This is a genomic window from Pseudomonas sp. MF6767 (assembly GCF_016405475.1).
Classification (GTDB): Bacteria; Pseudomonadota; Gammaproteobacteria; order Pseudomonadales; family Pseudomonadaceae; genus Aquipseudomonas; species Aquipseudomonas paracarnis.
The window spans coordinates 321,133-340,705 of record NZ_JAEKCY010000003.1; the positions used below are offsets into that span (position 1 = coordinate 321,133).

13 protein-coding genes are annotated in these 19,573 nt (G+C 59.3%); 4 read left to right on the top strand and 9 right to left on the bottom strand.

Going from position 1 to position 19,573, the window contains the following annotated elements:
* Window position 1 precedes the first annotated feature (1 nt).
* Both JFT58_RS07695 and JFT58_RS07700 read right to left on the bottom strand, forming a co-directional pair.
* Window positions 2-1,747: an S-type pyocin domain-containing protein gene (locus JFT58_RS07695; RefSeq protein ID WP_082423397.1), complete on the bottom strand. Its 1,746-nt coding sequence runs from the start codon at window positions 1,745-1,747 to the stop codon at window positions 2-4.
* 1,304 nt (window positions 1,748-3,051) lie between these two features.
* Window positions 3,052-3,708 (bottom strand): TetR/AcrR family transcriptional regulator, encoded by a 657-nt coding sequence (locus JFT58_RS07700; RefSeq protein ID WP_054897121.1) that lies wholly within the window; start codon window positions 3,706-3,708, stop codon window positions 3,052-3,054.
* A gap of 93 nt (window positions 3,709-3,801) precedes the next feature.
* Here JFT58_RS07700 and JFT58_RS07705 point away from each other — a divergent pair, with 93 nt between their 5' ends.
* Together JFT58_RS07705 and JFT58_RS07710 are read left to right on the top strand one after the other, a co-directional pair.
* Entirely contained in the window at window positions 3,802-4,902 is a 1,101-nt protein-coding gene (locus JFT58_RS07705; protein ID WP_054897122.1) for an efflux RND transporter periplasmic adaptor subunit, read from the top strand.
* A 5-nt stretch (window positions 4,903-4,907) separates the two neighbouring features.
* On the top strand, window positions 4,908-7,973 hold the full coding sequence (locus JFT58_RS07710) for an efflux RND transporter permease subunit (RefSeq protein ID WP_054897123.1): 3,066 nt from the start codon (window positions 4,908-4,910) through the stop codon (window positions 7,971-7,973).
* Window positions 7,974-8,589: 616 nt separating this feature from the next.
* Here the strand turns inward: JFT58_RS07710 and JFT58_RS07720 are convergent.
* The 3 genes from JFT58_RS07720 to plsB are packed head-to-tail and all read right to left on the bottom strand — an operon-like array spanning window position 8,590 to window position 12,279.
* Window positions 8,590-9,279, bottom strand: a complete 690-nt coding sequence (locus JFT58_RS07720; protein ID WP_054897124.1) for a DUF4197 domain-containing protein — start codon at window positions 9,277-9,279, stop codon at window positions 8,590-8,592.
* A 27-nt stretch (window positions 9,280-9,306) separates the two neighbouring features.
* The gene (locus JFT58_RS07725) at window positions 9,307-9,708 is read right to left on the bottom strand and encodes a YbaY family lipoprotein (RefSeq protein ID WP_054897125.1); all 402 of its coding nucleotides are present in this window, start codon (window positions 9,706-9,708) and stop codon (window positions 9,307-9,309) included.
* 51 nt (window positions 9,709-9,759) lie between these two features.
* Entirely contained in the window at window positions 9,760-12,279 is a 2,520-nt protein-coding gene (plsB, locus tag JFT58_RS07730; protein ID WP_054897126.1) for a glycerol-3-phosphate 1-O-acyltransferase PlsB, read from the bottom strand.
* A gap of 180 nt (window positions 12,280-12,459) precedes the next feature.
* Between plsB and JFT58_RS07735 the strand changes: the two genes are divergently transcribed.
* Window positions 12,460-12,669, top strand: coding sequence for a cold-shock protein (locus tag JFT58_RS07735; RefSeq protein ID WP_034126819.1), 210 nt, complete (start codon window positions 12,460-12,462; stop codon window positions 12,667-12,669).
* 119 nt (window positions 12,670-12,788) lie between these two features.
* On the opposite strand, the gene JFT58_RS07740 is transcribed toward JFT58_RS07735, so the two are convergent.
* The 4 genes from JFT58_RS07740 to JFT58_RS07755 all read right to left on the bottom strand — a co-directional run bounded on the left by JFT58_RS07740 (window position 12,789) and on the right by JFT58_RS07755 (window position 18,027).
* Window positions 12,789-13,166, bottom strand: a complete 378-nt coding sequence (locus JFT58_RS07740; protein ID WP_034126820.1) for a hypothetical protein — start codon at window positions 13,164-13,166, stop codon at window positions 12,789-12,791.
* A gap of 54 nt (window positions 13,167-13,220) precedes the next feature.
* Window positions 13,221-14,030 (bottom strand): putative RNA methyltransferase, encoded by an 810-nt coding sequence (locus tag JFT58_RS07745; protein WP_054897127.1) that lies wholly within the window; start codon window positions 14,028-14,030, stop codon window positions 13,221-13,223.
* Complete coding sequence (gene dapE, locus JFT58_RS07750; RefSeq protein WP_054897128.1) at window positions 14,030-15,181, bottom strand: succinyl-diaminopimelate desuccinylase; 1,152 nt, start codon at window positions 15,179-15,181, stop codon at window positions 14,030-14,032. Before dapE ends, JFT58_RS07745 begins: the two co-directional genes overlap by 1 nt.
* Before the next feature lie 254 nt (window positions 15,182-15,435).
* The gene (locus tag JFT58_RS07755; protein ID WP_034126823.1) at window positions 15,436-18,027 is read right to left on the bottom strand and encodes a glycosyltransferase; all 2,592 of its coding nucleotides are present in this window, start codon (window positions 18,025-18,027) and stop codon (window positions 15,436-15,438) included.
* Between the two features lie 217 nt (window positions 18,028-18,244).
* Between JFT58_RS07755 and tcdA the strand changes: the two genes are divergently transcribed.
* A complete protein-coding gene (gene tcdA / locus JFT58_RS07760) occupies window positions 18,245-19,054 on the top strand; it encodes a tRNA cyclic N6-threonylcarbamoyladenosine(37) synthase TcdA (protein ID WP_371262607.1) in 810 nt (269 codons plus the stop codon).
* The last annotated feature ends 519 nt before the right edge of the window (window positions 19,055-19,573 follow it).

A 19,573-nucleotide genomic window follows, 5' to 3' on the forward strand; every position in this document is an offset into this window, starting at 1 on the left:
GTTATTCTCCGTATATTTGTTTGTTTTCTGCGACTATAGCTTCTGGCGTATAGAGTAATTCGTCAGCATCTTTAAGCTTGAAATCCTCTAAAGTCGCGGCATGAGTATTATTCCAAGTGGCGCCATCGTCGTTCGGTTTCACTCCATCCGTTATACCTAGAGCCCTATACCGCTCTAGCTCACGAATCTCATGGGTGTAAAATCGCTTATCGACATCGGTAATGGCCAATTCGCCAGTTAGGATTTTTTCCAGACGGTCAATCATCACAACATTTGCGTCCGATGGGTCGAATCTGCTCGTATGCAGCTTAACGAGGTCAATACCTTCCTGAGTCACCGCTGCGGTTGTCCAGTCTAGACTCTGAATGGGGCCGCCCGCCTTATCAGGATTGTACATCCGACCGCTGTGCTCACCTTTGGTGGTAGCCCCTTCGTACGGACTACTAAATACCGCATAAATCGGCGGTAAACCCGAATCTGCGGGGTAAACGTAAATAGCGTCCCGAATATCCAACTGGCCGACTACCGGAAACGGCTCAGCTTTGACCTCAATCGGTGTCAGTGTAATCCCGGTATACACCGGGGTTTCGACAGGCTGCGCAGGCGTCGCCGTCGAGCTATTACCTGGTACTGCGATTGGGAACGTCAGGGTGATCGGTGGTGAGTCAGTTGTAGTGAACGTATAGGCATTGGCCACAGGATCAAGCACTAGCGCTCTTACCGGGACGGTAGGTGCTAACCCTCCAGTGGGCTGGGTGGCCACTACCGAGTATTTGGACTGATCGCCATAAATTCGGTAGGGCACATCCACAGTTCCTCCCGCCGCGGCGATCTCGGCAAGATTTTCGGGAAGATTAGGCGCTAAATCCTTGGCCGGCGTGTTAAGCATGGTCGAAGGTAGCTCACCATTACCCAGTGATGGTGAATAGACCAGCGCGCCAATGCCCACTGCCGTGGCAGCACTTACAACAGTGCCTAAGGCTACCTTTGCAGCCTGAATAGCCGCATCCAGCGTAAGACCTGAACCGGCAGTAATGGCGATAGAGCCAGCCGCAGTACTTAACTGACTCGCACCGTCAGCGGGGAGCCTATACGTATTAGCGGCTTTAAGTGCTGCAGCTTCAGCAGCAATTCTTGCTGCCTCTGCAGCGGCCGCTTCATCAGCAATGCGCTTGGCTTCAGCTTCGGCGGCTAACCTGGCAGCTTCTGCTGCAGCGGCCTCATCAGCGATACGCTTAGCTTCTGCCTCTGCCGCTACTCGCGCCGCTTCAGCAGCGGCTGCCTCATCAGCCACGCGTTTGGCTTCAGCCTCAGCTGCAACCCTTGCGGCTTCCGCAGCTGCCGCCTCATCGGCAATACGTTTAGCCTCGGCGTCTGCACGTGCTTGATTAGCCTGTGCCTGAAGGTTCTGCTTCAGGGCATTCAAATAGTCGATCTCGCGGTTGCTATATTTTGCAGCATACGAAGCCTCAAGTGAGGCGTACCATTCTTTATAATTTTTATCCGGAGGGTAATTTGTCTTGCTTCCGCTGATTGCATCTTTAATAAACTGCATCGTCGGATAATAAAAGAAGTCTCCATAGTAGTACTTATCAGCAATCACTTTTTGAGCAGCAGCAGCCTGTGCTTTTTGAGCAATTAGCGTATCTACCGAACGAATATGCTGTTCGATTTTCTCGACTTCGCTCGCGGGACTGCCTTCATTTTGTTCTATTGCAGTAATGCTTTGTGCAATAGATTCAGGCATCGACTGAAGATTCGCTGCAAAGCTTGCCTCCTGGTCCTTAACATTCTGGGAAATGATGGGAGGGTATGTGTTAAGCACATAAGTACGCGTTGCAAGGTTAATGAGCTGTCCGGTGTGACTATGTGAAAAATCACTGTCACCACCACCCCCTCCGAATGTCTGAGGTTCATATTTATTAATAGCATTGATTTCAATTTCTGGCAGATGAATCGTATCGCCATTAGCCATAGTGAATTCTCCTTTTCGCTAGGTACAGCATAAGAGCTTTGTACATCTCAGTAGGATGGACGGATGGTTCTCTCGTTGCCTTACTACTCTCTGATGAACGGCTTCGCCTCTTGGGTTGTCAGTTTTTGAGAAGCTCAACGAACGAGAATCCCCGTCTTCTCCACTTTTCACCATATCGCATTAATACTGTATGGGTATCCAGCATCAAGGGGAAACAAAAAATGCACTTATGCATATCGCGACCGACAAACGGTAGTGGTCACTGTTCCTTACGATACGGCTCTGAGCTTGACGGTGGGGGGAGCACACCTCTGTGACCGCAACCACTGCCGGTCATTTGCAGATAATGTGAGCCCGTCACAATGGAACGCGAGTCTACGGCGTCGAATGCAAGCCCATTTGCAATTAATGTGAGCCGGAGCCTTTGGCTGGTTGCAGTTAATGTGAGCCAGAAATGCCGCTGAATGCGAGCCCGCGTGTTTTCAAACGCGAGCCGCTACACTTATCGGAGCTTTGGTGAAGGGGGGGGCGAAGTCTCCCACGGTCTGTACTGGCTAGAGTCAGATACTGGCTTTTAATCCCACCACCCCTACAAATCTAACCATACAAGCTGGCTTGCCTGCGATGACGGCCTGAAAGCCGACACCTATCTACCTGACGCCCTGCGATCTAAATGTGGGAGCTGGCTTGCCTGCGATGGCGGCCTGACAGTCGACGCAGTTATACCGAGTACATATCCATTGCTGCGGTAACGGCCGCTTAGGGTTCCGCCCTGACGGCGGCTCACTTTGCAAAAGCCGGGATGCCGGCCCAGGCCAAAGTAAGCAAAACGCTCTTGCCCCACCACTCGGCACCTCGCTTAGGCTCGGTGTGCCCGTAATCCGCCAGTGATTTGGGGGGCCGCCGCCACGCGCCATCCATGGCGCGGGGCGGCTAAACCGGCATCCCTGCCGGTTTACCCCCCAAATCCCTGTCGAATTCCGGCCAGCGTGGTTTGACGGGGCGCTTAAGATCAAAATCAAAAGCAGATCAAGAGCGACTCGCTTCGCATCGTGGTTACCGTTGGTCGCTACCGACTACGCAGATGTATCGAAACCCTGGCTGCGATAGGCCCGCATAAACAACTTCACCACGTCCTGCACATGCTCTTCGGCTTCTTGCGCGCTCAATTGTCCGCCGCAGCCATACAACAAGCGGAAGTTCGCCGTGCCCTTGAGCAGGCAAAAGAAGTGCTCCGCGGCTTTGAACGGTGTGTCGATGCTCAGGGCGCCGCCCTGGTGAATCTTGCCGAGCAGGCGCTCCATGCCTTGCAGCATGCGCATGGGGCCGGCGTTGAAGAAGATCTGGGAGAGTTTCACGTCCTGATTGCCGGTGGTCATCATCAGGCGATGCAGGTTTACCGACTCCTCGCTGTTGATCAGCCGATGAAAGCCGCGTGCGATGTTGAGCAACACCGTCTCGACGGGCATGCCTTCAGGAAGCTCGAAGTACATCACCGGCAACTGCTCTTCACATTTGGCCACCACCGCAGCGGTGAACAGCGTCTCCTTGTCGGTGAAGTGACTGTAGACCGTGAGCTTCGATACGCCGGCCGCCAGGGCAACGGCGTCCATGCTGGTGTTCGCATAACCCTTGTCCAGGAACAGCGATTTCGCCGATTCGAGGATTGCCTGGCGTTTTGCCATGTCCTTGGGACGCCCGGGGCTTGCGGTATTCAGAGGATTGTCGGACATTTTCACCTTTAATACTGGACTGGTGAGTTTGGTATTAATAACATACCGGCCAGTATAATTATTCCAAGCTCTATTTGCGAAAGGTCCTTCAGCATGCGCAGCGCTTTCCTGCCCCTTGCTTTGCCTGTCAGCCTGGTCTTCCTGTTGGCCGCGTGCGGCCATGAAGAAGCGGCCCAGACCACCGTACGTCCGGCCATGGTGGTGCAACCGCAGCCTTCGGCACAGGCGATGGACAGCTACCCCGGTGAGGTGCGTGCCCGTTATGAGCCGGACCTGGCCTTTCGTATCGGCGGTAAAGTCAGCAAGCGCCTGGTGGAGGAGGGCGAGCGGGTCAAGGCCAACCAGCCGCTGGCCGAACTCGACCCCCAGGACGTGCGCCTGCAACTGGAAGCGACCCGCGCTCAAGTAGCCGCTGCAGAGGCCAATCTCAGCCTGGTGCGTGCGGAGCGAGATCGCTACAAGACCTTGATGGACCGGCAGATGGTCAGTCGGTCGCAGTACGACAATTCCGAAAACCTCTATCGAGCCGGTGAAGCACGCCTCAAGCAGATCAAGGCCGAGTTCGATGTGTCGAGCAACCAGGCCGGCTACGCCGTGCTGCGTGCGCCTCAAGACGGGGTGGTCGCCAAGCGTGCGGTCGAAGTGGGGCAAGTGGTTTCCGCTGGCCAGACCGTGTTCACCCTGGCCACCGATGGCGAGCGTGAAGTGTTGATCAGCCTGCCTGAACAGGGCTTTGGCCGCTTCAAGGTCGGCCAGCCAGTGTCGGTGGAGTTATGGAGCCAGCCAGAGCAACGCTTTGCCGGGCGCATTCGTGAGCTGTCTCCCGCGGCCGATCCCAAATCCCGCACTTTCGCCGCGCGTGTGGCCTTCACTGGCGGCAAAGTGCCCGCCGAACTGGGTCAAAGTGCGCGGGTTTTCATCCAGGCCGACGATGTCATTGCGCTGTCGGTACCCTTGTCTGCCCTGAGTGCCGAAAACGGCGCGTCCTACGTCTGGCGTGTACAACCGGACAACACCCTTGAACGCACTCCCGTGCGCATTGGTGCCTTTGGCGAGAACACCGTACCGATACTGGAAGGATTGGCCGCCACCGATTGGGTGGTTGCCGCAGGCGTGCATGTACTCCATGAAGGCCAATTAGTGCGCCCGGTGGATCGCTCCAACCGTGTGGTTAATCTGGCGGCCAAGGAGTAGTCCCCATGGGTTTCAATCTTTCCGAGTGGGCGTTGCGTAATCGCCAGATCGTACTGTTCCTGATGATCCTGCTGGCCGTGGTTGGCACCTTGTCCTACACCAAGCTGGGGCAAAGCGAAGACCCGCCCTTTACCTTCAAGGCCATGGTGATCAAGACCAACTGGCCCGGGGCCACGGCCCAGGAGGTATCGCGCCAGGTCACCGAGCGAATCGAGAAAAAACTCATGGAGACTGGTGAGTACGAACGCATCGTGTCGTTCTCCCGCCCAGGTGAATCCCAGGTCACCTTTATTGCCCGTGATTCGATGCGTTCGGCGCAGATTCCCGAGCTGTGGTATCAGGTGCGCAAGAAAATCAGCGACATCCGCCACACCTTGCCGCCGGATATCCAGGGGCCGTTTTTCAACGATGAGTTCGGCACCACGTTCGGCAATATCTACGCCCTGACCGGCGACGGATTCGACTATGCCGTGCTCAAGGACTACGCCGATCGCATCCAGATCCAGCTGCAACGTGTCCCGGATGTGGGCAAGGTCGAGTTGCTCGGCTTGCAGGACGAGAAGATCTGGATCGAGCTGTCCAACCTCAAGCTCGCTACCCTCGGCTTGCCTTTGGCTGCGGTACAGCAGGCGTTGCAGGAACAAAATGCGGTGTCCACCGCCGGCTTCTTTGAAACCCCTACCGAGCGCGTGCAACTTCGCGTTTCTGGCAACTTCAAGACGGTGGAAGAGATCCGCAACTTTCCGATACGCGTGGGGGATCGCACTTTCCGCATCGGTGACGTGGCTGACATCCATCGAGGTTTCAACGACCCACCGGCACCGCGCATGCGCTACATGGGCGCAGATGCCATCGGCCTGGCCGTGGCCATGCGCGACGGTGGCGACATCCTCGTATTGGGCAAGGCCCTTGAAGCGCAATTCGCCCGCCTGCAAAAGAACCTTCCGGCAGGGATGGAGCTGCGCAAAGTGTCGGACCAACCAGCAGCGGTAAAGACCAGCGTCGGCGAGTTTGTCCAGGTACTGGCTGAAGCGTTGGCGATTGTTTTGCTGGTGAGCTTTTTCTCCCTCGGTGTGCGCACCGGCATGGTCGTTGCCCTGACGATTCCGCTGGTACTGGCGATGACCTTTGCCAGCATGTATTACCTGGGCATCGGCCTGCACAAGATTTCCCTTGGCGCCTTGGTCCTGGCCCTGGGCTTGTTGGTAGATGACGCGATCATCGCCGTGGAAATGATGGCGATCAAAATGGAGCAGGGCTACGACCGGCTCAAGGCTGCGAGTTTCGCCTGGACCAGTACCGCGTTCCCGATGCTCACCGGCACCCTGATCACGGCGGCGGGCTTCTTGCCAATTGCCACCGCGCAATCGAGCACCGGGGAATACACCCGCTCGATCTTCCAGGTGGTGACCATCGCACTGCTGGCCTCCTGGGTGGCAGCCGTGGTGTTTGTGCCGTACCTGGGGGAAAAACTCCTGCCCGACCTGGCGAAGATTCACGCCGCCAAACACGGTACCGACGGCCCGGACCCTTACGGCACACCCTTCTATCAGCGTGTAAGACGTCTGGTGGAGTGGTGCGTGCAACGGCGTAAAACCGTGATCGTGCTGACCTTGCTGCTGTTTATCGGCTCGGTTGCACTGTTCCGCTTCGTGCCGCAACAGTTCTTCCCGGCTTCCGGTCGCCTGGAGTTGATGGTCGACCTGAAACTGGCCGAGGGCGCTTCGCTCAGCAACACCGCCGAACAGGTCAAACGCCTGGAGGCGTTGCTCAAGGAGCATGCCGGCATCAACAACTATGTCGCCTACGCGGGCACCGGTTCGCCGCGGTTTTACCTGCCACTGGACCAGCAATTGCCCGCTGCCAGCTTCGCCCAGTTTGTGGTGTTGGCTAACACCATCGAGGAGCGAGAAAGCCTGCGCACCTGGCTGATCGAAACCCTCAACGAGCAATTTCCCGACCTGCGTTCGCGTGTCACACGGCTGGAGAACGGCCCACCCGTAGGCTACCCGGTGCAGTTTCGCGTGACCGGCGAGCACATCGAAGAGGTGCGCGCGCTGGCGCGCAAAGTGGCGGCGAAGGTTCGCGAAAATACCCATGTGGTCAATGTGCACTTGGACTGGGAAGAGCCAAGCAAAATCGTGTACCTGAATATCGACCAGGACCGTGCCCGCGCCCTCGGCGTGAGCACTGCCAACCTGGCGAAATTCCTGCAGAGTTCCCTGACCGGCTCCAGCGTCAGCCAGTACCGTGAGGACAACGAATTGATCGAGATCCTCCTGCGCGGCACGGTGCATGAGCGTAGCGAACTGTCGCGCCTGCCGAGCCTTGCCGTGCCCACCGACAATGGTAAAAGCGTGGCGCTGTCGCAAATTGCCACCCTCGAATATGGCTTCGAAGAGGGCATCATCTGGCATCGCAACCGCTTGCCCACGGTGACTGTGCGGGCCGATATCTATGGCAAGGAACAGCCGGCGACCCTCGTGCAGCAGATCTTGCCGACGCTCGCCGATGTACGTGCCGAACTGCCGGACGGCTACCTGCTGGAAGTGGGCGGCACGGTTGAAGATTCAGCGCGTGGGCAAAACTCGGTGAAGGCCGGCGTACCGCTGTTTATCGTGGTGGTGCTGACCTTGCTGATGCTGCAACTGCGCAGCTTTTCGCGCACGGCGATGGTCTTTCTCACCGCACCGTTGGGGCTGATCGGCGTGACCCTGTTCCTGCTGGTATTCCACCAACCCTTCGGCTTCGTCGCCATGCTTGGCACCATCGCGCTGTCGGGAATGATCATGCGTAACTCGGTGATTTTGGTGGACCAGATCGAGCAAGACATCAAGGCCGGCCTGGCACCTTGGCAGGCGATTATCGAAGCTACGGTCCGACGCTTTCGCCCGATCGTTCTGACGGCACTGGCGGCGGTGCTGGCGATGATTCCGCTGTCGCGCAGTGTGTTCTTCGGGCCGATGGCCGTGGCGATCATGGGAGGGTTGATCGTGGCTACGGCATTGACCTTGCTCTTTCTCCCGGCGCTTTATGCCGCGTGGTTTCGCGTCAAAAAGGACGCTGGATAATCAGGCTGTCATCTCGGTTGTCGGGGCGTAGAGATTACGCGCCCCGTCACCGTGGGCATGCGGCAGAATGAGCAATTTTCCTATGTGAGAGATAGGAAGCTCACTACACGGGCCTAGGAACCTTTCCTTATTGATTGCCACTCAATGTTACCTGGTTGGCAGGTACCTACTGCTCTTGCTCGTCGGCAGAAACAGTAGTGATTGGAATGAATTTAAGGAGTTCGCCATGTGTATAGCTAGTTTGAAGGCTTTTCTGCGTCCGCCCAGCAGGCCAAAACCTCCTGAAAAGTGTAAACCCAGCCCTCCTGAACGTTGTAAGCCCAAGCGCCCCGGGTATTGCAAACCCAAGCCCCTTGAGAGTTTCAGACCCAAACCTCCTGAGGAATGCAGACCCAAGCCTCCTGAGGAATGCAAACCCAAACCCCCTGAGTATTGCATGCCCAAACCTCCTGAAGAGTGCAATCCCGAGCCCCCTCCGAAGTGTTGCTACATAAAAACCGTTGAGCTGACGATTGTCATGAAGGCGGCCATAAATTACTGACTTTGAGGCTCTTTTTTGCGCAAACGCCTCGAGAATACGAGGCGCTTGTGGGGGGGCAGGGCAGATCGGCAGGTTTTACAGCGCGCCAAACACCTTCTTGGCCAAGCTGGTAGCCGCAGCCGCTGGATTCTTGCGAATCGTTTCTTCCTGCTGCGCAATCATCTTGAACAAACCATCCAGGGCCTGCTCGGTCACGTAGTTCTCAACGTTGGCGCTCTTGGCGTCCACCGCGCCAAAGGCCGCGGCCTTGCCGGCGAGGGCGTTGTACTGCTGGGCCACGCCGACTTTGTCGGTGGCGGCCTTGACGATAGGCAGGAACTTGGCGCGAATCTCTTCACGGCTGCTTTTGTTCAGGTACTGGGTGGCGGAGTCCTGGCCACCGCTGAGAATGCCCTTGGCGTCGGTCACACTCATGTTCTTCACAGCGTTGACCAGGATCGGCTGGGCCTGGGTCACGGCGGTTTCTGCTGCCTTGTTCATGCTGGTTTCCAGCTGCGTGACCTGGTCACCCATGCCGAACATTTTCAACTTGTCGGCGACTTTGCCGAGTTTGCCCGGCAGGCCGATCTTCACGTCCGGGTTGTTGCTGAAACCACCGGGCGTCCCGAGCTGTTTCACAGCAATCTGTGCACCTTGGGTCAAGGCATCCTTGAGGCCGCCGCTGGCGTCACCCTGGGACAGGCTGCCGAGATCCAGGGCCATGGCGCTGGCGCCGAATAGCAAGCCAGCACACAGGGCGGTGAGGCGAAGAGATTTGCGGAGCATGGGCGCTTCCTTATGAAGTGGGAATGATCAGTGTGCAGCCGCATCCACGCGCAGGCGCAGCGGTTGTGGGTCCTGGCCGTTGAGCTGCACGGTGTGCCGCTCGGTGGTGATAAACAGTAGCTTGCCGTCCAGCTCGATGCGAGCGCTGACCGAGTATGTGTGGCCTGGCTTAACCTGGGCCGGGTCATAGCTCAGGTGAAACGGCAGCGGCACCTGGCCTTTGACCGGGCCTTTCTGTTCGGCGAGGGGCACGGCCGGGGCGTCCATCAGGGACACGTCCTGCAGGCTGACACTCAAGGTGGCGGCTGGCGGCAGGGCGATGCGTTGCAGGTAGAACACTTCGCCGTCGAGGCTGGCCTTCGGGGTTGGGGTCATCGAGTGGCAGGCTCCGAGCAGGGCGGTCAGGCCCAGGAGGATGAGTTTTTTCAAGGTGCGGCTCCTTTTCAACGGCGCCGGAATCCGCCCGGCGCCTCATTCAGTCTAGCGCTGTGCTTCAGGGTTGACGGCAACCGGTTCGGCCGCAGCCTCGGCTGCGCCGTCCACGCGGTGCAAGGCAACCTGGCGGATCGACAGGCGAATATCCGCCGGCAGTACGCGTTTGGCGGCGCCTTCGGCCAGTTCGCCGAGCAGGTCGTGATAGCCCAGCTTGCCGGCTTCATCGCGACGCAGCACATCTTGCTCCAGCAACGTCTGGATAAAATGTCGGAAAAGACTCTTATCGAAGAATTCCGGAGCGTTGAGGCCGTGCAGGATCGACAGGCGCTGGGCCATGATCGTGCACAGGTCTTCCAGTTCTTCGGCGCTGATGCTGTTCTGGCCGCTGTTGAGCAGTAACGAGATCGCCATGTAGAAACGTTGCAGGGTCTGGGCGATGCTCTTGGACAGCAGCGTCAGCAGCACAAAGTGCCGCGAACTCGGCGCCGGGCGCAGGTATACGGCGTTTTCGAAACGCAGCAGGCCTTGTTCGACAAACGCGTCCAGCCACTGGTCCACCACGCTGTCCAGATCCTCCAGCGACCAACGGATAAACAGCTCCGATTGCAGGTACGGGTAGAGCGCGTGGGTGTAGCGCAGGATCTGTTCGCGGGTCATGCGCGAACTGCTCTGGAAGAAGCTCGCCAGCAGCGCTGGCAGGGCGAAGATGTGCAGCACATTGTTGCGGTAGTAGGTCATCAGGACGGCATTCTGCTCATCCAGATAAACGATTTTGCCCAAGGCGTCGCTCTGTTCGGACAACAGGTTCATGTCCTTGACGTGCTTGATCAGCGCCAGGCCATCGCCATCCGGCAAAGTGGTATGGGGCGAGTAGGGCACACGACGCAACAACGCCAGGTACAGGTCCAGTTGGCGGGCCATGGCCTGTTCATCCAGCGCCAGGCGAGTGGTGGACAGTAGCGCCAGCGCGACCAGGTTCACCGGGTTCACCGCAGCGGCTTCGTTCAAGTGGCGCGCCACCTGTTCGCCGAGGCGATTGGTGGTTTCGTTGAGCCACGCCGGTTTGTAGTTCGGCCCCAGTTCCTGGGCGCGCCAGTCCGGTTGCTCGGCGTCGAGGAACTCCGCCAGCTTGATCGGCTCACCGAAGTTGACCGCCACTTGGCCGAAGCGCTGCTTGAGCGCGCCGACCACCTTGAAAATATCGAAGATCGACTCTTTCTTCTTGCTCGCGCCACGCAGTTCGCCCAGGTAAGTGCGGCCTTCGAGCACGCGCTCATAGCCGATATACACCGGCACGAACACGATGGGCATGCGCGAGGAACGCAGGAAGCTGCGCAAGGTGATCGCCAGCATGCCGGTTTTCGGTTGCAGCATGCGCCCGGTGCGCGAGCGGCCGCCTTCGACGAAGTATTCCACCGGGAAACCCTTGGTAAACAGGGTGTGCAGGTATTCGTTGAACACCGAGGTGTACAAAGGGTTGCCCTTGAAGGTGCGGCGCATGAAAAACGCACCGCCACGGCGCAGCAGACTGCCGATCACCGGCATGTTGAGGTTGATGCCGGCGGCGATGTGCGGTGGGGTCAGGCCGTTCTTGAACAGCAGGTAGGACAGCAGCAGATAGTCGATGTGGCTGCGGTGGCAAGGCACGTAGATCACCTCGTAACCTTGGGCCACCTTTTGCACGCCCTCGATGTTATTGACCTTGATACCGTCGTAGATCTTGTTCCAGAACCAGCTCAATACCACTTCCAGGAAGCGGATCGCGGTGTAGGTGTAATCCGAGGCAATCTCGTTGCCATAGCGCAGGGCCAGGGCCTTGGCTTTTTCCGGGGCGATCTTTTCGCGTTCGGCTTCATCCGCAATGGCTTGGCGTACCAGCGGCATATTGACCAGGCCCTTGACCAGATTACGGCGGTGGGACAGGTCGGGGCCGATCACTGCCGTCTTCAGGTTACGGAAGTGCACACGCAGGATGCGCTGGGCCATGCGTACGGTGCGTTCGTGACCTTTATTGTGCTCGATCAATTCACGCAGGTTGATAGGCGCGGAGAATTGCACGCGAGTCTTGCGCCCCAGGATCAGGATGCTCAACAACCGGCGTAGACGCCCGGTGACCGCCCAGCTGTCGGCGAACAACAGCTTCCACGGGCTGGACTCGCTTTCGGGGGATTGGCCCCAGAACACACTGACCGGAATGATTTGTGCATTCTCTTCGGCGTGTTCGGTGAGGGTGTTGACCAAGCGCGTCAGGGTGGGCGGCGCACCGCGCTTGTCCTGGCGGCCGAGCCAATCCGGATCCGGCGTGAGGTAGAAGAACGCCGCAGGCTCCATCAACGGCCCCACCGACACCGGCAGCACCGGACGTGGCAGGCCAGCCTTGGTGCACTCGGCATCGACCACCGCCAACTCGGTGAGGGAGGGTGATTGCAGGACGTAGAAAACCGGCCGGCTGCGGTCCAGGTTGAGGGTTAGGGACGACTGGTTGATCGTCTCTGAGCGAACCCAGAGGTACAACAGTCGGCGCAAGGTGCCAAACACCAGACGGCGGAACGGGGAGCGGGTCATAGGCGAGCTGCTTCAAGTGGAAAAAACCGAGCAGGCGCTCGGGCGGGTAGTGTGCCGTATTCGCCGAAAATCGGCAAAAAAGCAGCGATGTAAAGTTGAGTTGATGGTTTTTGAGCCTGTCTTATACTCGGCAGTTCAATGCGAGCGACTCAACAATAAAAAACCAGTGGGAGTGAACAGATGTCAACGCGCGAAACCGGGAATGTGAAGTGGTTCAACGATGCAAAGGGCTACGGCTTTATCCAGCGTGAGGATGGCAAGGATGTGTTTGTGCACTACCGCGCCATTCGCGGTGAAGGCCACCGTTCGTTGGCCGAAGGCCAGCAGGTGGAGTACGCCGTGGTGACGGGCGAGAAGGGCTTGCAGGCGGAGGATGTGGTGGGCCTGTAACAACGTTGTTTGATCGTTCCCACGCTCTGCGTGGGAACGCCTCTTGTGACGCTCCGCGTCACGCTTTGGGACGCAGAGCGTCCCAGGCTACTTTCCCACGCAGAGCGTGGGAACGATCTTCAGGCGGTCTTCCAGGTGATCTGTTCTTCACCGTCTTCGCTGATGCGAATCCAGGTGTCGGCACTTTCCTCACCTTCTTCCTCAACCCAGGTGCCCGGCGCGCAACGCACTTCGACGTTCAGCGCGGCAAACGCGGCGCGGGCGCAGGCGATGTCGTCGTCCCATGGGGTCTGGTCGCTTTCCAGGTACAGGCTGTTCCATTTGCCCACCGCCTTGGGCAGCCAGGTCACCGGCACGCTGCCGGCCTTGCACTTGTAGGTCTGGCCTTTCTGGACCCAGTCGGTACACGGGCCGAGTGCGGCGCCCAGCCAGGCAGCGATGGCCTTGTGATCGACGTCGGCGTCCTTCAGGTAAATCTCAATATCGGGTTGGCGCATGGATGTTCCTCGTTGCGGGATTCGAAAATCCATTCGCGGATGGGTGAACGTCAGTCATTGAAGCACGAAATAATCGTAACGCATCGACACCGTGACCTGCAGCGGCTCGGCCGCCTCGATCACCTCGTGGCGGCGCTCGGCACTGGCCCGCCAGCCGTGGGGCGTCATCGCCAGCAGGTTGGCGCGGTCCTGGGGTTCGGCCAGGCTCAGGGTGAATTCCAGGGTTTCACTGTGAGCAAGGCTCATACCGTCCGGCACCAGGGCCAGGTGTTTGTCGTCGGTGTACTCGCGTACCTCGTCGTAAAGACGCTCGCGCAGTTCCATCAAGTGGCCGCTGGTCGGGCCGACCTTCATCAAACCACCGCCGGGACTGAGCAGGCGCTTGGCCTCTTGCCAGTCCAACGGGCTGAACACGCTGGCGAGGAACTGGCAGCTGGCATCGGCCAATGGCACGCGGGCCATGCTGGCGATCAACCAGGTCAGCGCCGGGTTGCGTTTGCACGCGCGCTTGACCGCTTCCTTGGAGATATCCAGGGCATAGCCATCGGCGTGGGGTAGGGCCTGGGCAATTTGCGCGGTGTAGTAACCCTCGCCACACCCAATGTCGACCCAGCGCTGCGGTGCACGCTCGGCGGCCAGTTCGGCCAGGCGCTTGGCCACTGGCGCATAGTGGCCAGCGTTGAGGAAGTCGCGGCGCGCCTCGACCATGGCCAGGTTGTCGCCTGGGTCGCGGCTGTTCTTGTGCTGCACCGGCAACAGGTTCAAATAACCCTGGCGCGCGCGGTCGAAGCGGTGCCCGGCCGGGCACGCCACGCCATTGTCCACGGTATTGAGCGGTGCACTGCAAATGGGGCAGGCAAGCATCAGGCGAGCAACTTGATCAGGGTCTGGTAATAGATTTCGGTCAGCACGTCGAGGTCGCTGGCCAGGATGCGTTCGTTGACCTGGTGGATCGTCGCGTTCACCGGGCCCAGTTCGACTACCTGGGTGCCCAACGTCGCAATAAAGCGCCCATCGGAGGTACCGCCGCTGGTGGACGCCTGGGTCTCGCGCCCGGTGATCGCCAGGATGCTGGCCGACACTGCATCCAACAGAGCGCCTGGCTCGGTGAGGAACGGCAGGCCCGACAGCGCCCACTCCACGTGCCAGTCCAGGCCATGTTTGTCGAGAATGGCCGCGACGCGTTGTTGCAGGCCCTCGACGGTGGATTCGGTGGAAAAACGGAAGTTGAACACCGCCGTCAGGTCACCCGGGATCACGTTGGTGGCGCCAGTACCGGAGTTGAGGTTGGAAATCTGGAAGCTGGTTGGCGGGAAGAATGCGTTGCCGTCATCCCAATGCTCGGCAGCGAGTTCGGCCAGCGCCGGTGCGGCCAGGTGGATCGGGTTCTTTGCCAGGTGCGGGTAAGCCACATGGCCCTGTACACCGCGCACGGTCAAGGTGGCGCCAAGGGAGCCTCGGCGGCCGTTCTTGACCACGTCGCCCACCAGGCTGGTGCTCGACGGTTCGCCGACGATGCACCAGTCCAGGCGCTCCTTGCGTGCGGCCAGGCGTTCGATCACGGCCTTGGTGCCGTGGTGCGCCGGGCCTTCTTCGTCGCTGGTGATCAGGAAGGCGACCGAACCCTTGTGGTCCGGGTAGTCGCTGACGAAACGTTCCGCCGCCACCAGCATCGCCGCCAGGCTGCCTTTCATGTCCGCCGCCCCACGGCCGCAGAGCATGCCGTTGTCATCGATCAACGCGTCGAACGGGTCGTTCTGCCAGGCCTGTACCGGGCCGGTCGGCACCACATCGGTGTGACCGGCAAAGCACAGCACCGGGCCTTCGTGCTTGCCGTGGGTGGCCCAGAAGTTGTCCACATCTTCGATGCGCATCGGTTCAAGCGCAAAACCGGCGTCGCCCAGGCGCTGCATCATCAGCTTCTGGCAATCGGCATCGATCGGTGTGACCGACGGGCGACGGATCAGGTCGATGGCAAGTTGAAGGGTCGGCGAAAGGTCGGCATGGGCCGTCATGGGGGGAACTCCGGAAAGCGTGTGGTGGGCGCAGGACGAATGTGGAAATACCGAGCCTGGAGCGACGCAATTCCAATGTGGGAGCTGGCTTGCCGGCGATAGCATCGCTGCGGTGTGCCTGTCAGACCGCGGCGTCTGCATCGCAGGCAAGCCAGCTCCCACATAGAATTGGGCCAGGCCAAGTCTCACAAACGGCCGTTATCTTATAGCAAAACGGCGGCCAAGGGCCGCCGTTTAGTGCATCGCGTGACTTTTTACGCCGCCGGCGCAGCCTCAGGCGCCGTCGAAGGTTTGGGCAGCGACGACAAGAACGCCATGATCAGCGCCGCCACGTACGGCAGCGACTGTACCAGCAACATTACCACCCAGAAGCGAATGTCATTGCTCGGCAGGCCTTGCACCAGGTAGATCCCCAGCGCCGCGCCCCATAGCAGCAGCATGATGAACATTTCTTCGCGGGCTTCGGAAATCGCCACCCAGAAGCCGTGGTTATCCGCGTTTTTCGGTGTACGAAAGAACGGAATGCTGCTGGTGAAGAAGCCGTACAACACCGCTTTGGCGATGGTATGAGACAGCGCCAACCCGGCCAGTGCCGCGCAGAACGCATCTTTCAAGTTCACACCTACCGCACGACGATAGAGGAAGATGATCTTGCCGACTTTGAACACAAACAACGCCAACGGCGGGATCGCGAAAATCAGCAATGGCGGGTCGACCCGAGTCGGCACGATGATCATCGCCGCAGACCACAACAGGGCGCCGACGGTAAAGAAGATGTTCATGCCGTCGGCCACCCACGGCAACCAGCCCGCAAGGAAGTGGTAGCGCTGGCCACGGGTCAGTTCGGTGTCTTTACCGCGCAACAGGCTGGCGGTGTGGCGCTTGATGATCTGGATCGCGCCATAGGCCCAGCGGAAACGCTGTTTCTTGAAATCGATAAAGGTATCCGGCATCAAACCCTTGCCGTAGCTGTCGTGGTAGTACGCCGCAGACAGGCCTTTTTCGAACACGCGCAGGCCCAGTTCGGCGTCTTCACAGATGCACCAGTCGGCCCAGCCCAGCTCTTCAAGCACCGAGCGGCGGGTCATGGTCATGGTGCCGTGCTGGATGATCGCGTCACGGTCGTTACGGGTGACCATGCCGATATGGAAGAAGCCTTTGTATTCGGCGTAGCAGAGCTTCTTGAAGGTGCTTTCGTTCTGGTCGCGGTAATCCTGGGGCGACTGCACCACGGCGATTTTCGGGTCGGCGAAGTGCGGCACCATGTGCTTGAGCCAGTTCGGCGATACGCAGTAGTCCGAGTCGATCACTGCGATCACTTCGGCATCCTTGGCGGTGTGCGGGATCAGGTAGTTCAGCGCGCCGCCCTTGAAACCGGCCAGGGGCGCGACGTGGAAGAACTTGAAGCGCGGGCCGAGGGTTTCGCAGTAGTCGCGCACCGGCTCCCACACCGCCGGGTCCTTGGTGTTGTTGTCGATGATCAGGACTTCATAATCCGGATAGTCGAGGGCGGCCAGGGCGTCGAGGGTCTGCTTGACCATTTCCGGTGGCTCGTTGTAGCACGGCACGTGGATCGACACTTTCGGGCGGTAGTCCGAGTCGCCTTCCACGGGCAGGAATTCACGCCGGCGCTTGTGGGTCCACACCGCTTCTGCCAGCTCATGGGCTTCGGTCAGCAACACAATGAACACGCCCAGGGCGCCGAGTGCCAGCAACACCCCGACCGTCACGCTGAACCAGGTGCTGTATTGCTGGCTGTAGTCGTAGCCGATCCAGACCAGCACCGACCCGCACAGGAACGCAATGAAGGTCAGGAAGGTACGGCCCCGCTGGCGCAGGGCCGAGCCGTCGATCATCAACAGGGTCAGGGACAGCAGCGCAAGCACCACCGAACCGATGGCCAGTACCCGCCATTGCGGAATCGCCACCACCGGGCCGTCAAAATTGAATTTCTGCTGGCGCGCGGCATTGAATACACCCCAATACGCACCCGCTGACCCTTCGTCGCTGACCTTCCACGGCTGGTCGAAGGCCTCGATCACAAAGTAGTTGTAACCCTGGCGGTTGAGCTTGTTGACCAGCGTACGCAGGTAAATCGCCTGGTCGGCCGGCGACGACTCATTGCCACCGCGCATACGGCCGTTGCTCGGCCAGCCCACTTCCGATAGCAGCAGTGGCTTTTTCGGGAAGGCTTTCTTCAGGTCCTTGGCGCGGTCGAGAACGTACTGGCCGGCCTTGTCCATTGGGATGTATTCCCAGAACGGCAGGATGTGCGCGGCGATCAGGTCGACGTGCTTGGCCAGTTGCGGGTTCTTTTCCCAGATGTGCCATTGCTCGGAGGTGGTCACCGGGACTTTCACGGCGGCGCGCACGCGGTCGAGCAGCACGATCAGGGCTTCGGGGGTGATTTCTTCACGGAACAACGCTTCGTTGCCCACCACTACGCGCACGACACTGCGCGAGGTGTTGGCGATCTCGATAGCGCGCTGGATCTCCCGCTCGTTACGCTCAAGGTCCGGGCTGATCCAGATCCCCAGGGTCACGCGCAGGCCAAACTCTTCGGCCAGCTTGGGTATATCCCCCAGGGGGCCGTCCACCGAGTAGGTACGGATGTTGTCCGTCAGCTTGCTCATGATCGCAAGGTCCTGACGCATCTGTTCATCGGTAGGGTACTGGCCTTTCTGCGGGTACTGGCCTTGCTGGAACGGCGAGTAGGAAAAACCGGAGATCTGATCGGGCCAGTTGGGAGCGGTGACCGGGCGGTTGATCAGCGCCCAGAAACCGGTGAACAGCGCGGCAATTGCCAGCACCACCACCAGGTTGAGTCCAAATTTACGCGATGCCATGGTTATGTCGGGTTCCAAAGGGTGCGGAACGAAAGAGGTGTCGGCCTGCGCCGAACGGCGCGCATCCTACACTGGCGCTTCCCTGAGCGTACAGCAGACAGAGAAAAGCCGGACGTTAGTCTGCGAAACTCCATCTAAGTTCTTCACTTGTAACTTGTAGCTTAAAACTTGCCGCTCCGTAGCCCTATAATGCGCGCCGGTTTTTGGGGTAATGATGATGAGTACAGAAGATCCGCGGTTTGCAGGCGTCGCCCGCTTGTACGGGCTTGAGGGCCTGGAGCGCTTGAAAGCGGCCCATGTGGCGATTGTCGGCGTCGGCGGCGTGGGTTCCTGGGCGGCGGAAGCGATTGCCCGCTGCGGGGTGGGCGAGATTTCGCTGTTTGACCTGGACGATGTCTGCGTCAGCAACAGCAACCGCCAGTTGCATGCCTTGGACAGCACCGTGGGCAAGCCCAAGGTCGAAGTGATGGCCGAGCGTTTGCGCGGTATTAATCCTGAGTGCACCGTGCACGCGGTGGCAGACTTCGTCACCCGCGACACCATGGCCGAGTACATCACCCCGACTATCGACTGCGTGATCGACTGCATCGACGCGGTCAACGCCAAGGCGGCGCTGATTGCCTGGTGCAAGCGTCGCAAGATCCAGATCATCACTACTGGCGGTGCCGGCGGGCAGATTGACCCCACGCTGATCCAGGTGTGCGACCTGAACCGCACCTTCAATGATCCGCTGGCGTCGAAAGTACGCTCTACCTTGCGCCGCGATTATGGCTTCTCGCGCACGGTGACCCGTCATTACAGCGTGCCCTGCGTGTTTTCCACCGAACAACTGCGCTATCCCAAACCCGATGGCAGTATCTGTTTGCAGAAGAGTTTTGTCGGCGACGGGGTCAAGCTTGACTGCGCGGGAGGGTTTGGCGCGGTGATGATGGTCACCGCCACGTTCGGCATGGTGGCGGCGACCAAGGCGGTGGACAAGATTGTGGCGGGAGTGCGCAGGCCGTCGGAGCGCATCAAACCCAGCTAAATCTCATTGCCGAACATAGATCCAGATTGTGGGAGCTGGCTTGCCTGCGATAGCGGTGTGTCAGCCACTGAAAATACTGACTGATTCGCCGCTATCGCAGCATAGGTATCTACACAACTTCGGCACGACGCTAAATCTGTGGCGAGGGAGCTTGCTCCCGTGACGGCCTGGCAGCCGACACAGATATAACTGATGCCCCGCGATCCAATGTGGGAGCTGGCTTGCCTGCGAAGACGGCCTGACAGTCAACACAGTTGGACCGTGTACATATCCATTCCTGCGGTAGCGGCCACTTAGGGTTCCGCTTTTACAGCGGCTCACTTTTGAAAAGCGCAAAAGTAAGCAAAACGCTCTTGCCCCACCACTCGGCACCTCGCTTAGGCTCGGTGTGCCCGTAATCCGCCAGTGATTTGGGGGGCCGCCGCCACGCGCCATCCATGGCGCGGGGCGGCTAAACCGGCATCCCTGCCGGTTTACCCCCCAAATCCCTGTCGAATTCCGGCCAGCGTGGTTTAACGG

Excerpts from the sequence above, each read along its gene's own strand:
- JFT58_RS07695 (WP_082423397.1), bottom strand. The coding sequence starts at position 1,747 with ATGCCTGAATCTATTGCACAAAGCATTACTGCAATAGAACAAAATGAA.
- JFT58_RS07700 (WP_054897121.1), bottom strand. The coding sequence starts at position 3,708 with ATGTCCGACAATCCTCTGAATACCGCAAGCCCCGGGCGTCCCAAGGAC.
- JFT58_RS07705 (WP_054897122.1), top strand. The coding sequence starts at position 3,802 with ATGCGCAGCGCTTTCCTGCCCCTTGCTTTGCCTGTCAGCCTGGTCTTC.
- JFT58_RS07710 (WP_054897123.1), top strand. The coding sequence starts at position 4,908 with ATGGGTTTCAATCTTTCCGAGTGGGCGTTGCGTAATCGCCAGATCGTA.
- JFT58_RS07720 (WP_054897124.1), bottom strand. The coding sequence starts at position 9,279 with ATGCTCCGCAAATCTCTTCGCCTCACCGCCCTGTGTGCTGGCTTGCTA.
- plsB (WP_054897126.1), bottom strand. The coding sequence starts at position 12,279 with ATGACCCGCTCCCCGTTCCGCCGTCTGGTGTTTGGCACCTTGCGCCGA.
- JFT58_RS07735 (WP_034126819.1), top strand. The coding sequence starts at position 12,460 with ATGTCAACGCGCGAAACCGGGAATGTGAAGTGGTTCAACGATGCAAAG.
- JFT58_RS07740 (WP_034126820.1), bottom strand. The coding sequence starts at position 13,166 with ATGCGCCAACCCGATATTGAGATTTACCTGAAGGACGCCGACGTCGAT.
- JFT58_RS07745 (WP_054897127.1), bottom strand. The coding sequence starts at position 14,030 with ATGCTTGCCTGCCCCATTTGCAGTGCACCGCTCAATACCGTGGACAAT.
- dapE (WP_054897128.1), bottom strand. The coding sequence starts at position 15,181 with ATGACGGCCCATGCCGACCTTTCGCCGACCCTTCAACTTGCCATCGAC.
- JFT58_RS07755 (WP_034126823.1), bottom strand. The coding sequence starts at position 18,027 with ATGGCATCGCGTAAATTTGGACTCAACCTGGTGGTGGTGCTGGCAATT.
- tcdA (WP_371262607.1), top strand. The coding sequence starts at position 18,245 with ATGAGTACAGAAGATCCGCGGTTTGCAGGCGTCGCCCGCTTGTACGGG.